This is a genomic window from Sneathiella sp. (genome assembly GCF_002694385.1).
Classification (GTDB): domain Bacteria; phylum Pseudomonadota; class Alphaproteobacteria; order Sneathiellales; family Sneathiellaceae; genus Sneathiella.
This window is the reverse complement of record NZ_NZMB01000010.1, coordinates 145498-159080: the sequence shown is the minus strand read 5'-3', so window position 1 is coordinate 159080 and position 13583 is coordinate 145498. Positions and strand designations below refer to the sequence as shown.

Below are 13583 nucleotides of genomic sequence, written 5' to 3'. Positions count from 1 at the left end.
TCTGCTGATGCACCATTCCTTACGGCCGGAGCCGATGAAGATATCGCCGCAGACTATACTGATACCGCACCGTATTTGTCACGCATTCGCTTGCACTCGGTAAGATTCCCTGTCCTCCCACTTCACGGCCTTCAGATCCAGGACGAATATGGAATAGATGACGGGCACCAGCAGCAAGGTTGTAAAGGTGGCGATGGTCAGTCCGCCGATTTGCGCATAGCAGAGCGGCTGCCAGAGCGGCCCGCCATGCACGGCAAGCGGGATAAGCCCGAAAACGGTCGCCCCGACGGTAATCAGAACCGGGCGCAGACGGACAATTCCCGCATCCAGAAGCGCCTCCCGCAAGGGCTCGCCTTTTTTGTGCATTTCCTCGATAAAATCGAACAGTACGATGATATGGCTGACGATCACGCCGATCAGGGCGACAATGCCGAGAAATGCCATGAAACCGAACGGACTGTCGGTGAGGGCGAGCGCGATCAGCGCGCCGATCACGCCATAGGGAACGGCGGCAAGGACAATGAAGGGTTTCACGGTGCTTTTGAATTGGAAGACAAGCGCGATGAAGATCAGCGCAACCGACACGCCGAGCACCATGATGAGCTGCTGGAATCCATTCTTCGCATTGGCTTCCTCGCCGGTGATGGCCATGGAAAATCCGGGCGGCAGGCGTTTTTCAAAGGCCTCAAGGTCGCTCCTGATCTCCGCCATCACTTCGGAAGGAAGAACGCCGTCAAGCGGGAAGGCGCGGACATTGACGGTCCTGAAATGCTCCTCGCGAAGCAGGCGTTCGGTATGCAGCTGATACTCCACCGTTGCAATCTGGCCAAGCGGCACCTTGGTCGTGCCGACGGATGGAAAAACATAGAGATTTTCGAGATCGGAAAGCTGCGCCCGCTCCGATGGCGTCAGAATGGTGACGACGGGAATATTCTTGTCGCCGCGCTGCAGAGTCGTGACCTGGTTGCCGTTGAGCCCGGCGGAAGATGAGGCGGCAATATTCTCATTACTGACACCCGCGAGAAAGGCCCTGTCAGGGTCAATGTCGATTCGCAGTTGCAGGGACTCCCCGCCCCAGTCATCCCGCGCCCGGGCGGCAGTCGGGGCATTGGCGAGAAGTGTGACAAGCTCAGCCGAAAGACGACGCAGGGTCGCAATTTCCGCTTCCGATTCCGGCCCCTCCGACTGCACGGCGGATCTTGCCGACAGACGTATTTCAATCGGGTAGGGGACCGGGTTGGTCTGGAGCTGGCGCACATCAATGATGGCTTCGGGTATGCCTGCGCTCAACGCTTTCTGGATATGCGGAATAATCTCGCCGGTCAGTTCCTTGTCATTGACCTGCATGACGAGCTGCGCATAGTTGCGCTGATGCAGCTGGGGCGTGACGGAAAACCAGAAACGCGGCGCGCCCCCGCCAATAAAGCTGGCAATAGACTCAAGCGGATCGCCCTTGCTCTCCGCATCAAGGCTGGCACCGAAATCCTGCGCGACCTTTTGGATGATGGCGACGGCCTGTTCGGTCACCTTCCGGGTTTCATAGATTGTGGCATTGTTGCGCAATGCGACATCCGCATAGAAGATGTACTGGACATCATCGGGGAAGAAGGAAGACTTCAGCGTCTTGCCGAGCGGAATGGCCAGCGCGATGAACAGCAAGGACGCCAGCAGGGCTTTTTTCCGGTGATTGATCAGAAAGCTGCCCACCCTGAAATAAAGGCCGCTGAAGCCGCGCTGGCGCCGTTCCTCGATGGTGGGTTCCGCCCGGTTGCGCGGACGCAGCAGGTAATAGCCCAGCAATGGCAGGAAGGTCATCGACACAATCCGCGAACAGACCAACGCCGTTGTCATGACAATGGGCAGGCTGTAGAGAAATTCGCCGGTATTCCCGCTCAGCATCAGGAACGGCAGATAGGCGACCACATTGGTAATCGTCGCAAACATGATGGCATGGGCCAGCTTCGTCGGGCCCAGCCAGGAGGCCAGCGTGCGCGGCTGGCCTTCGGCAAGGCCCCGCTTGATGGCGTCGCCGGCGACAACCGGATCATCAACCAGCAGGCCGAGGGCAATGATCAATGTCGCGATGGAAACCTGTTGCAGCTCGATCCCGAGGGTGTCGATAATGCCGAAGGTCATGGCCAATGTAATCGGAATGGAAACCATCATCAGAATGGCCGACCGCCACTCCCAGAATCCGAGGAAGGAAATGGCGACGACAAGCACGATCGCCTCGATCAGGGCGGTCATGAACAGGTCGATATTCTCCGCAACCTGGGAGGGCTGGTCCGATACCCGCTCGATCACCAGATCATCGGGCAGATGCGGACGGATTTCCTGCAAGACCGCATCGACGGCCTCGCCGAATTTGCCGATCTGTCCGCCCTCGCGCATCTGGATGGCCAGCGAGATGGCCTTGCCGCGCTGCCAATTGCCGTTTTCATCCCGCCAGTTGTAGAAATTCAGGAAATTCGGCGGGGAGACATAGCCCGGTACGACCGCGCCGATATCGCGGAGATAAACGGGCGCGCCGGTCGACGATTTGGTGAAAGCGGTATCGCCGATTTCTTCGGGGCTTTTATATTTGCCAACGGGCTGCACCAGAACATTTGATCCACCGGCATGAAACTCGCCGCCGGAAATATCGCTGTTACGGGCGGCAATGGCGTTGCTGACATCGCCGGGCGTCAGGCCGTAGGAAGCAAGCAGATCCTGCGAATATTCAAGATAGATCCGCTCATCCACCGTACCGGAGGTGTTGATCACCGTCACCAGCGGAATGGTTTGCAAGTGGCGGATGATCAGGTCGCTGAAATTATCGAGCTCCCGATAGCTGTATTTGCCACCGGGAGAGGCCAGCAACCGGGCTTCCGTCGTAGCCGGATCATCAATCATGATGGCGGGCCAGGCGTCTTCATGAAAACTTGCCTGCGCGAGTTTCGTTTCAAGAAACTGATCCAGCTCCTGCAATATCTCCGTATCCGCAAGGCCGGAGGTGAAATCAAGGCCGATAAAGCCTGCGCCGCTCACCGTGACGGGATCGGCGATGGCGCCGCTTGCCCGCAGGAAATCCTTGAACATCTCCATATGCCGGGCCGGGGTGGCAAGGGAGATATCACGGGGCATCACGACAATAAGCGAACGTCTGTTGCTGTCCGTGCCCGTCGCGCTTTGCCGGGCGGCGGTGATCTCCCGCGCGATATCGCGGGCGCGAAGGGAGATTTCAATCGGGCTTTCCGTCGGGCTTGCGATGGTCATCAGGATCGCCGCCGTATCGCCGAAACCGTCATTGAACTGGATCGGGCCCGCCCCCGCAGGCAGGCTGAGGGACTGAAGGTTGAGGTTTATCTCATTGAAGGCGGATTTGGTGTCTTTCAGGTCTTCGTCAAGCTGTATCTGCACAATGGACAGGCTGGGCAATGTCATCGATTTGACAGCGAATTTCGTTGGCGTGACGGGATGCAGCGCGGAGCTGAGGGCGATCTGGCGCTCGATCGGGCGGGTAACAAGCTGTTCGATCTTTGTTGCCTCGGCGCCGGGCCAGCTTGTGATAACGGAAGCGACGCGCACCTGAATGGCGGGATCCTTGGCTTTGGGCATGGCTAGATAGCCATAGGCGCCCCACATCAGCACCGCCAGCAGCAAGACCCAGGCGATATTCCTGTTTTCGGTAAAATAGCGTGCAGTATTGCGGGTTTCCGTAATATCCTTCACCGGCGGCCTCCCCGTCAGATTAACACGAACTCATCACGGAATGACCGCGACCTGCTGCCCATCCCGGAGGAAGGAGGCGCCATTGACAACAACCCGCGCCTTTTCATCCAGCCCGCCGAGAACGGCAATCCGGTTGCCATGCACATCACCGAGACGGACATCCGTCAGCCGGACGGTCGTCGTGTCGCCGCCATCGTTGAGAATGAACACGGCATAGCCCTTGGGGTCTGTGGCGGCGCGAACAACGGCGGACAGCGGGATCAGCGGCGGCAGCGTTGCCGTCGGCGCGCCTTTCGGCAGGTTGAGGGCGGCAATCATGCCGACCTTGAGCAGGCTGTCGCTGTTATCAAGCGTGACCTTGACGTTAAAAACGCGGCTGCTGGTATCTGCGGAGGGGGCAATTTCGGAAATCCGCCCGGTCAGCTGGCGGTCCGGCAGGGACTGCGTGGTCAGGCGGATCTCATCCCCGAGTTTGAGGGATTGCACTGCGCTGTCCGGCACACCGAAGACAGCTTTCACCGTGGCGGTATCGGCAATCACAAAGGCCACCACCTGCGGCGACGCCAGTGTTCCCACATCGACGTTGCGCTGAAGCACCACCCCGTCAAGCGGCGATGTCAGATTGAAGTCGGCAATATTATTCTGGGCGATTTTCTGGGCGGCGCGGGCATTTTCCATCTGCGCCACGGCGTTTTCATATTCCTGTTTCGCCGCGTCATAATTGGGCGCGGTCATGCTGCCGGAATTGAACAGTGATGTCGCCCGGTCAAAATCCTGCTTGCCCTTGTTGAGGTTGGCCCCGGCCGCGGCGACCTGGCTGTTGGCCTGGGTAAGGCTGTCGCGGATATCCTTGGAATCGACCGTCGCCAGAACGGCGCCCTTGGCAACAGGATCCCCGGCCTGAACAGCGCGATCCGTGCTGCCGCTGTCCTTGACCTGCAACAGGGAGGTGACATAGCCCGTCACCTTGAAGGTTGCATTGATCTGCGTATTTGCCTCGATATTGGCGGAATAGTGGATATTGCCGATACCGGAATCATGCGTCGGCAGTTCCGCTCGCACCGGTTGCAGGGGCGCTGCTGGCTGGTCGGTTTCGGAATCACAGGCTGCAAGGGCGCCAAGGGCGATCAGGGCGCATGCGGTGAGGGCAAACCGGTTCATGATCATTCCGCTCCCAAGGCCTGTTCCAGCGCGGCGCTGGCATTCCAGACGCCGAGCAATGCCTGATGATAATTGTCGTTGGCGTCTTCCAGTTCCGACTGGGCGTTCAGCAGATCACTCAGCAGAATGGCTTTTTCCTTATATTGATTGAAACTCACCCGCAGCGCCTCTTCCGCGGCCTTTTTGGCCAGTTCCGTCACGGGGACAAGGGCGCGCGCCACTTCAAGATTGCGAATATTCTGGCTGACTTCGGCGCGGATCTGGTCTTCATTGTCGCGCAGGGCGTTCTGCGCCTGTAGCAGGGCAAGGCGGGCCCCCGACACTTTGTTTTCATTGGCGCCCCAGGTAAAGAAATCCCACTTGGCGAGAACGCCGACATACAGGCTTTCATCGGGGAGAAGCCGGGTCTTTTCAGATCGGCCATAGCTGGCCACGAGATTCACTTCCGGAAGATATCCGCTCTTGTTGATCTCAAGGTCCGTTTCGGCCGCCTTTACCTGCAGCCGCGCCTCTTGCGTTTCCGGGCGGTTGGCGAGAGCCTGATCCGCGGCCACGGCGGTATCATAAGTCGCTTCTGGCTCGGCGCCCTGCGGCGTGACCCGGAAGGCCGTCGCGATATTACGGCCGAGAAGGGCGTTGAGCTGCTGCTTGCTGGTCAGCATGTCATTTTCATCGGCGAAAAGTTGATGCCGCGCCGCGGCGAGCTGCGCCTCTCCATTCAGAAGCTGATATTCCAGTTCAGTTTTTGCCGCCACATTATCGCCCAGGATTTTCACCAGCTCTTCATTGAAGCGGACAGAGGCCGTGGCGGCGGCAATCGTGCTTTCGCTGCTGAGGATATGATAATAGAGCTGTTTCACCTGCAGGGCGATGGACTGTTCCGCCTGCCGGGATTGCTGGCGGGCGATTTCCTTTTCGGTTTCCAGCTTGTCCACATTGAGATTGATCTCATACAGCCCGACAAGCGGCTGTGTCGCCGTCAGGGAATAATGGGTCGTGAAGCCGGAGCTGGTGCCGATGGCCACATTGCTGGAGGGAACCGGGCTGCCTGCGACAGTGCCGAGGGATCCTTCCTCGAAGGTATATTCATTATCTTCAAAATTGCGCAACCCGTGAACCTGCGCGCTTAGCTGCGGATAGCGTTTCGCGGCGACCGCCTTTTTCTGGGCGTCCACCACATCAATCTGTAGCCCGGCGTTTTTAAGCTGGTAATTCTGCGCCTTCGCCATGTGGATGGCATCTTCGAGGGTGAGAAGCGGCACTTCATCCGCAAAGGCAGGGCCCGGCGATAATGCGAGCGAGAGAAGAACGGCAGCGATGACCGGACGCAATTCCACCCCGACAGTCCCCCTTGAACAAGCCTGATAATGACAAGCGGAGAATAAACGTTCCCGCCGCCGCTGTCAAAACGATAGCGCGATTCGAAAGGCTGATGAAACAACATTATCGGGCAACGGGAAACGCCGTCACATCAGAGGTCAGGATAGATTATGCGGGGGCGGGATCTCTCTCCCGGCTGCGCCACAGCAGCAGGGCCATAATCCCGATATTCAGCATGTTCCAGGCAATGCCATTGACGAAGGCGGCCTGATAGGAGCCGGTCAGGTCGTAGATAAGCCCCGACAGCCAGCCGCCAAGCGCCATGCCGATAACGGTCATCATGATGACAAGGCCAACGCGCTCTCCCGCCTCCCGCGCGGGCAGATACTCCCGGACAATGATGGCGTAACTCGGCACAATGCCGCCCTGGGACAGGCCGAAGATCAGCGACACCATGTAAAGGGAGGCCAGCCCGTTGAACGGAATATACAGGAATAGCGCCAGGCATTGCAGGAAGGAGCCGAGCAGCACAGTGCGGACGCCGCCAATGCGGTCGGCCAGAAAGCCGGACAGCAGGCGGCTGACAATTCCCCCGGCCAGCATGACGGAAAGCATTTCCGCCCCGGCGACAACGCCGAAGCCGAGGTCGGCGCAATAGGCGACGATATGAACCTGCGGCATGGACATGGCGACGCAGCAGCTTATCCCGGCGATGCACAGCAGGAGTTGCAGCAGACGGGGAGAGATATCGACTTTCTGGCGCGTGATGGAAATGCCCGCGTCAGTGGGTGTCACATCCGGAACCTGGACCGGCAGGCGCCGTCGCAGCAGAAAGGCAAGCGGTATCATCGCGGTGATGGAGACGATGGCGACCAGCATATAGGCGTCCCGCCAGCCACCGGCGGCGATAATTTCCTTGAGGATGAGCGGCCAGATGGAACCGGCGAGATAATTCCCGCTCGCCGTTGCCGCGACCGCAATGCCGCGGTTGCGGGAAAACCAGTGGGAGATGTCGGCGATCAGCGGGCCAAAGGTAATGGCCGAGCCAAGGCCGATCAGGCCGCCCTGCATCAGCGCGAACATCCATACATTTGTCGTCATGGAGCCAAGGGCAAATCCGGCGGCTTGCAGGATGGCGGCGGAAATCAGGGGATACACAATGCCGTAACGGTCGATCAATCGCCCATAGACGAAATTGCCGAGCGCAAAGCCGATCATGGTCGCCGTATAGGGAATGGAGGCCTCGGAGCGGGCAATGGCGAAATCCGCCTCGACGGACGGCAGCACCACAACCACCGCCCACATGCCCGCGCTGCCGACAACGGCGATGAGCATGGAAATGGCAAGCCGGGTCCATGAATAGCCGCTGTCAAGGTAAGCCGTATCCGCACCACCCGGAGAATGAACCGAAGACAAGAAACCGCCCTTTCCCGCTGAGCGATGAGCATTGAATTGTTTGCTTTTCAACAACCTTATCACAGCTATGCCGTGTTCCGTATCAAATTTATTGAATAAAGGAGAATGATGTAAAGACGACAATCGCGGTTTGAATTCGGACGCGAGAGGTTTAAGATTCACCTCTAAAACAGAGGGGGAAGCATGATCAAGGATACGCTCGCAGCCTGGCATGACTGTGTGGAGACAAAGAATGCGGAAAAACTTCATGCCCTGCTGCATGAAGAGGCGGTTTTTCACAGCCCCGTTGTGCACACACCGCAGCAGGGGCGGGAGGTCACCCATAAATATCTGATGTCGGCCTTCAAGGTTCTGAACGGCGATGAGTTTACCTATGTCCGGGAAATTGCGGGCGCGCGGGAGGCGATGCTTGAATTTACGACAACTCTTGACGGCATTCTCATCAATGGTGTTGATATTATCCGTTGGGGGGAGGATGGTCGTATTATTGATTTCAAGGTCATGATACGGCCATTAAAGGCGATCAACCTTGTGCATCAGAAAATGGCGGCAATGCTGGCGAAGCAACGCTGATGTGATCATCGCCCCTGGATAAGAGTACTGGTAACCGAGAGAAAAACATGACCACAGATCAAATCCTGCTGTTCGGCCTCTTTGTCATTGTCTTCATTTTGCTGATCTGGGGGCGCTGGCGTTATGACATGGTGGCGTTTGCGGCGCTGGTGGTGGCGCTCATTCTGGGGCTGGTGCCGACGGAGCAGGCCTTTTCGGGATTCGGCCATCCGGCGACGGTGATTATTGCGCTGGTGCTGGTTGTCTCGCGCGGGCTGCTGAATTCGGGCGCCGTTGACCTCATTACACGCAAGCTCACCTCGATGGAGCTCAAGCTGCCGTCGCATATCGCGGCGATGGGTGGGCTGGGCGCCATTTTCTCCGCCTTTATGAACAATGTGGCCGCGCTGGCCATGCTGATGCCGGTGGATTTGCAGGCCGCCGCGAAAGCCAAGCGCTCGCCGCGCGTTTCGCTGATGCCGCTGGCCTTCGCCACCATCCTCGGCGGTTTGATCACCCTGATCGGGACGCCGCCGAATATCATTATCGCGGCCTATCGCGAAAATGCGATGGGCGCGCCCTTTGGTATGTTCGATTTCGCGCCGGTCGGGCTCACCTGCGCGGTTGTCGGCATTCTGTTTATCATGTTCATCGGCTGGCGGCTGATTCCCGGATCGCGCGACAGCGATACCCCGTCTGTCGATCTGCTGGATCAGGAAGGCTATCTCGCCGAGCTTCTGGTGCCGGAGGGGTCGCCCGCCATCGGCATGCTGGTGCGCGAGCTGGATGAGCCCGCAGATGACAGCGATGCGACTGTCGTCGGCCTTGTCCGCAATAACAAACGGCTTGCCGGAATGGCGCGCAATGTGGAAATCCGCGAGGGGGATCTGCTGGTTGTGGATGCCGGGGCGAAAGGCATAGACCAGTTCCGCGGCGCCATGAAGCTGGAATTCGATGGTGAGAAGCGCCATGAGAAAGCGGCCTCCGGCGGCATGATTCTGATGGAATTCGTCGTGCCGCGCCTGGCCCGCATCGAAGGCCGCTCCGCCATGTCCCTGCGCTTGATGACGCGCCACGGGGTCACGCTGCTCGGCGTGTCGCGGCAGGGGCAGAAATTCCGTGACCGCGTTCGCAAGCTGGATATCGAGGCGGGGGACATCCTGCTGCTGCTCGGCCCGGTTGACCGGGTGCCGGAGGTGGCGCAATGGCTTGGCGTCCTGCCGCTCGCCGAACGCGGGCTGTCCGTGACCCAGTATCGCCGCGCCGGGCTGGCCACCGGTATCTTTGCCGCGGCCGTCGCGATGGCGAGTTTCGGCTGGCTCTATCTGGCGGTTGCGCTCGCGGTGGTCGTGATTGCCTATGTGGTGCTCGATATCGTGCCCATACAGGAAGTCTACAGCCATATCGAATGGCCGGTCATTGTCCTGCTGGGATCCATGATCCCGCTCGGCACCGCCCTTGAGACGACAGGGGGAACGGCCCTCATTGCCGGAAGTATCGTCGATCTGACCGAGGGGTTGCCGATTGTGATCGTGATGACAGTCCTTATGGTTATCGTCATGACGCTTTCGGATGTTCTGAACAATACGGCGACGGCGGTTGTCAGCGCCCCGATCGCGGTGGATATCGCGGGTCGCCTGAATGTCAACCCGGACGCCTTTCTGATGGTTGTCGCCGTGGCGGCGTCCTGCGCCTTTCTGACACCGATCGGGCATAAGAATAACACGTTGATTATGGGCCCCGGCGGATATAAATTCGGGGATTACTGGCGGATGGGCCTGCCGCTTGAAATCATTGTCATTGCGGTTTCCATTCCGGCCATCCTGTTTTTCTGGCCGCTCTGAGGAGTGGGCCTGCTGCGGTTGCTGACCGGCTTCATTCATCAAGGGAAAGGCGCGATATGCTATCAGGAAAGATTGCGGTTATCACGGGATCAACCTCCGGTATCGGTGAAGGCTATGCGCGGGCGCTGGCCAAGGAGGGATGTCATCTTGTGATCAACGGTTTCGGCGATGCACAAGAGATTGAAACCCTGAGAACCTCCATCGAACAGGAACATGGCATCAAATGCCTGTATAGCTCCGCCGATATGACAAAACCGGATGACATTGCCGAAATGTTCGACATGACGGTCCGGGAATTTGGCGGGATGGATATCCTCATCAACAATGCGGGGATCCAGCATGTTTCGCCGATTGCGGACTTCCCGGTTGAAAAATGGGATGCGATCATTGCCATCAACCTGTCCTCCGCCTTTCACACCATGCGTCACGCCATCCCGATCATGACAAAACGGGGCTGGGGGCGGATTATCAATACCGCGTCCGCCCATGCGCTTGTCGCCTCCCCCAACAAGGCGGCCTATGTGGCGGCGAAACATGGTATCGCCGGTCTGACCAAGACGGCGGCGCTGGAAGTGGCGCGCGATAACATCACCGTCAATGCCATCTGCCCCGGATATGTCTGGACGCCGCTGGTGGAACGGCAGATCCCCGACACGGCGCGCACCCGCGGCATGACGGAAGAACAGGTGATCAACGAGGTCATGCTGGCCGCCGCCGCCACGAAGAAATTCACGACGATTGAGCAGATTGCCGCCTTTGCGGTATTCCTGTGCAGCGATGCGGCGGAGAATATTACCGGCGCCCTGCATTCCATTGACGGCGGCTGGACCGCGCAGTAACCGGTATCGCGTATCCGGAAGGACAGAATGAATGGAAAATAACAGCAGTATTGCCCTGCGGCTGACCGGCAAGAAGCGGGATATCGGCGGGTTTGGCGTGCGCCGGATCATCCCGGTGGCAGAGTGCCGCGCCGTCGGCTCTTTCGTGTTTCTCGATCACATGGGTCCGGCCATGCTGAAGGTGGGGGAGGGAATGGATGTCCTGCCGCATCCACATATCGGTTTGGCGACGGTGACCTATCTTTATGATGGGTCCATCATGCATCGTGACAGCCTTGGCTGGGTGCAGGAGATATGCCCCGGCGATGTCAATCTGATGACCGCCGGGCGGGGCATTGTCCATTCCGAAAGAAGCAGTGAGGAGGCCCGCAAGACGGAACGCGCCGTCAACGGGTTGCAGATGTGGGTCGCGTTGCCGAAAGAGCATGAAGAAACCGCGCCTGCCTTCAGCCATACGCCGCAATCCGGCCTGCCCGCCATTTCTGGCGATGGCTGGCAGGGACGGCTGGTCGCGGGATCGCTGTTCGGGGAAACATCGCCGGTCAAAACATTGAGCCGCTATTTTTTCGCCGATATCCGCTGCGCGGCCGGTGCCTGCGTCCAATTCGCACCGGACTATGACGAGGCGGCCCTTTATGTGGTGGAGGGCGAGATCGAGGTGGACGGCGAGCTCGTGGAAGCCGGGACATGCGCCGTTTTGCGTAAAAATCCGGCGGTAACCCTGACGGCGCGGGAAAATTCCATCATCGCGGTGCTGGGTGGCGATACAATGCCGGAGCCGCGGTTTATCTACTGGAATTTTGTCTCCACCAGTCGGGAGCGGATCGAACAGGCGAAAGCAGACTGGAAAGCGCAGCGCTTTGCCGGGGTTCCGGGGGATGACAGCTTCACCCCGCTGCCGGACTGATCGTCAGGATTGAATCTTGCGCACAAGCAGTTGACAGTCCCTGCCGGGAAAGGTTTGATGTTGCCGGCCAGTCACCGGCGTATTTCTGAGGGCATTCCTAATCTGTCAGGCGCCCGAATAACAACAATAACAAGGACACCGAACATGAGTTGGGAAAAAGAAGTCGAAGAGCTGAAGAAACGTAAAGAGCTGGCCCTGAATATGGGCGGTGAGGAAAAGGTCGCCCGCCATGTCAATGCCGGAAAGCTGACGGTTCGCGATCGCATTGACAGAATGCTGGACAAGGACTCCTTCGAAGAGGTTGGTTCGGTCACTGGCAAGGTCGAATATGATGATCAGGGCAACATCACCAGTCTGCAGCCCGCCAATCTGATCACCGGGCGCGGGCGGGTCAATGGCAGGCGGGTGGTCATCGCGGGCGATGATTTCACCGTGCGCGGCGGCGCCAACGATGCGGGCATCCGGGAAAAGCTGGTGCATGTGGAGAATATGGCGAATTCGCTGCGCCTGCCGATGATCCGCCTTGTCGATGGCACGGGTGGCGGCGGCTCCGTCAAGAATATCGAAGATGACGGCAGAACCTATATTCCGGCCGTGCGCGGCTGGGATCTGGTGACGGACAGCCTGTCGAAAATTCCGGTGGTCGCGCTGGCGCTCGGTTCCACCGCCGGTCTTGGCGCGGCGCGGGTGGCCGCCAGCCATTATTCGGTGATGGTGAAGGAAACCTCGCAGATGTTTGTGGCCGGGCCGCCGGTTGTCGCGCGCACCGGGCAGAATCTGTCGAAGAACGAGCTCGGCGGTTCCAATATCCATACCCGTAACGGCGCGGTCGATGACGAGGCGGAATCAGAGGAAGAAGCCTTTGAAATGGCGCGCAGGTTTCTGTCCTATCTGCCGCAGTCGGTCTATGAACTGCCGGAGCGGACAACGCCGACCGATGATCCGGCGCGCCGCGACGAATGGCTGATCGAGGCGATCCCGCGCGATTCCCGCAAGGTCTACAAGATGCGCAACATTATCAATGCGGTCGTCGACAAGGACAGCTTTTTCGAGATCGGCCGCAAATGGGGCCGTTCCTGCATCACCGGTTTTGCCCGTCTGGATGGCTGGCCCGTTGCCCTGATGGCGAGTGATCCGTATCAGTTCGGCGGCGCCTGGACGGCCGACACGGCGCAGAAGGTGATCCGCTTTGTCGATCTGGCGCAGACCTTCCATCTGCCGGTCGTGCATCTTGTCGATGTACCGGGCTTCCTGATCGGGCGGCAGGCGGAAGAGCAGGCGACGATCCGCCATGGGGTGCGCGCCTTTGCCGCCGTGGCCCAGGCCACCGTTCCCTGGTGCGCCGTCATCCTGCGCAAGACCTATGGTGTGGCGGGCGCTGCGCATATGAACGCCGGGCGTTTCAATCTGCGTTACGCCTGGCCGTCCGGCGACTGGGGCTCGCTGCCCATCGCCGGCGGGCTGGAAGCCGCGTATAAATCGGAAATCGAGGCGGCGGAGGATCCCAAGGCGAAGCTGGAGGAGATCGAGGCGCGGCTCAACCGCCTCCGCTCCCCCTTCCGCACGGCGGAACGCTTCATGGTGGAGGAAATCATCGACCCCCGCGAGACACGCCGCCTGCTCTGCGATTTTGCCGATATGGCGGCGCCGCTCCGTGAGGTGGGAGAGCCGCGCTTCGGCGTGCGTCCCTGACGCGTGACGGTGAGAAACAGACGCTAGTCATATTGCCTGCTATTTTTCCAGCCGGAAGGAGAAAGGGCAATATTTGATCTCTCCTGCGCGACTTTGGCGTGATTGGAGGTATTTCTTTAGTCACATGGCCTGCCGGATTGC

Annotated in this window: 9 protein-coding genes; 5 read left to right on the top strand and 4 right to left on the bottom strand. The window is 59.2% G+C overall.

The features are described from left to right. Nucleotides 1-78: 78 nt before the first annotated feature. From CMN55_RS05405 to CMN55_RS05390, 4 genes are all read right to left on the bottom strand, one after another. Nucleotides 79-3711 carry an efflux RND transporter permease subunit gene (locus CMN55_RS05405; RefSeq protein WP_293948521.1) on the bottom strand — a complete coding sequence of 1211 codons (3633 nt, stop codon included), beginning with the start codon at nucleotides 3709-3711 and terminating at the stop codon, nucleotides 79-81. Nucleotides 3712-3744: 33 nt separating this feature from the next. Further along, nucleotides 3745-4872: an efflux RND transporter periplasmic adaptor subunit gene (locus tag CMN55_RS05400; protein ID WP_293948520.1), complete on the bottom strand. Its 1128-nt coding sequence runs from the start codon at nucleotides 4870-4872 to the stop codon at nucleotides 3745-3747. Between the two features lie 2 nt (nucleotides 4873-4874). Next, on the bottom strand, nucleotides 4875-6209 hold the full coding sequence (locus CMN55_RS05395; protein WP_293948519.1) for a TolC family protein: 1335 nt from the start codon (nucleotides 6207-6209) through the stop codon (nucleotides 4875-4877). A gap of 151 nt (nucleotides 6210-6360) precedes the next feature. Beyond that, nucleotides 6361-7608 (bottom strand): MFS transporter, encoded by a 1248-nt coding sequence (locus CMN55_RS05390; RefSeq protein ID WP_293948518.1) that lies wholly within the window; start codon nucleotides 7606-7608, stop codon nucleotides 6361-6363. A gap of 183 nt (nucleotides 7609-7791) precedes the next feature. On the opposite strand from CMN55_RS05390, the gene CMN55_RS05385 reads away from it, so the two are divergent. The 5 genes from CMN55_RS05385 to CMN55_RS05365 all read left to right on the top strand — a co-directional run bounded on the left by CMN55_RS05385 (nucleotide 7792) and on the right by CMN55_RS05365 (nucleotide 13442). Beyond that, nucleotides 7792-8181, top strand: a complete 390-nt coding sequence (locus CMN55_RS05385; RefSeq protein ID WP_293948517.1) for a nuclear transport factor 2 family protein — start codon at nucleotides 7792-7794, stop codon at nucleotides 8179-8181. A 47-nt stretch (nucleotides 8182-8228) separates the two neighbouring features. Beyond that, nucleotides 8229-10004, top strand: coding sequence for an SLC13 family permease (locus CMN55_RS05380; protein WP_293948516.1), 1776 nt, complete (start codon nucleotides 8229-8231; stop codon nucleotides 10002-10004). 56 nt (nucleotides 10005-10060) lie between these two features. After that, nucleotides 10061-10843, top strand: a complete 783-nt coding sequence (locus CMN55_RS05375) for a 3-hydroxybutyrate dehydrogenase (RefSeq protein WP_293948515.1) — start codon at nucleotides 10061-10063, stop codon at nucleotides 10841-10843. Between the two features lie 31 nt (nucleotides 10844-10874). Then, nucleotides 10875-11750 (top strand): pirin family protein, encoded by an 876-nt coding sequence (locus CMN55_RS05370; protein WP_293948514.1) that lies wholly within the window; start codon nucleotides 10875-10877, stop codon nucleotides 11748-11750. A 144-nt stretch (nucleotides 11751-11894) separates the two neighbouring features. Beyond that, the gene (locus CMN55_RS05365; protein ID WP_293948513.1) at nucleotides 11895-13442 is read left to right on the top strand and encodes an acyl-CoA carboxylase subunit beta; all 1548 of its coding nucleotides are present in this window, start codon (nucleotides 11895-11897) and stop codon (nucleotides 13440-13442) included. The last annotated feature ends 141 nt before the right edge of the window (nucleotides 13443-13583 follow it).

Excerpts from the sequence above, each read along its gene's own strand:
- CMN55_RS05385 (WP_293948517.1), top strand. The coding sequence starts at position 7,792 with ATGATCAAGGATACGCTCGCAGCCTGGCATGACTGTGTGGAGACAAAG.
- CMN55_RS05365 (WP_293948513.1), top strand. The coding sequence starts at position 11,895 with ATGAGTTGGGAAAAAGAAGTCGAAGAGCTGAAGAAACGTAAAGAGCTG.
- CMN55_RS05375 (WP_293948515.1), top strand. The coding sequence starts at position 10,061 with ATGCTATCAGGAAAGATTGCGGTTATCACGGGATCAACCTCCGGTATC.
- CMN55_RS05370 (WP_293948514.1), top strand. The coding sequence starts at position 10,875 with ATGGAAAATAACAGCAGTATTGCCCTGCGGCTGACCGGCAAGAAGCGG.
- CMN55_RS05400 (WP_293948520.1), bottom strand. The coding sequence starts at position 4,872 with ATGAACCGGTTTGCCCTCACCGCATGCGCCCTGATCGCCCTTGGCGCC.
- CMN55_RS05380 (WP_293948516.1), top strand. The coding sequence starts at position 8,229 with ATGACCACAGATCAAATCCTGCTGTTCGGCCTCTTTGTCATTGTCTTC.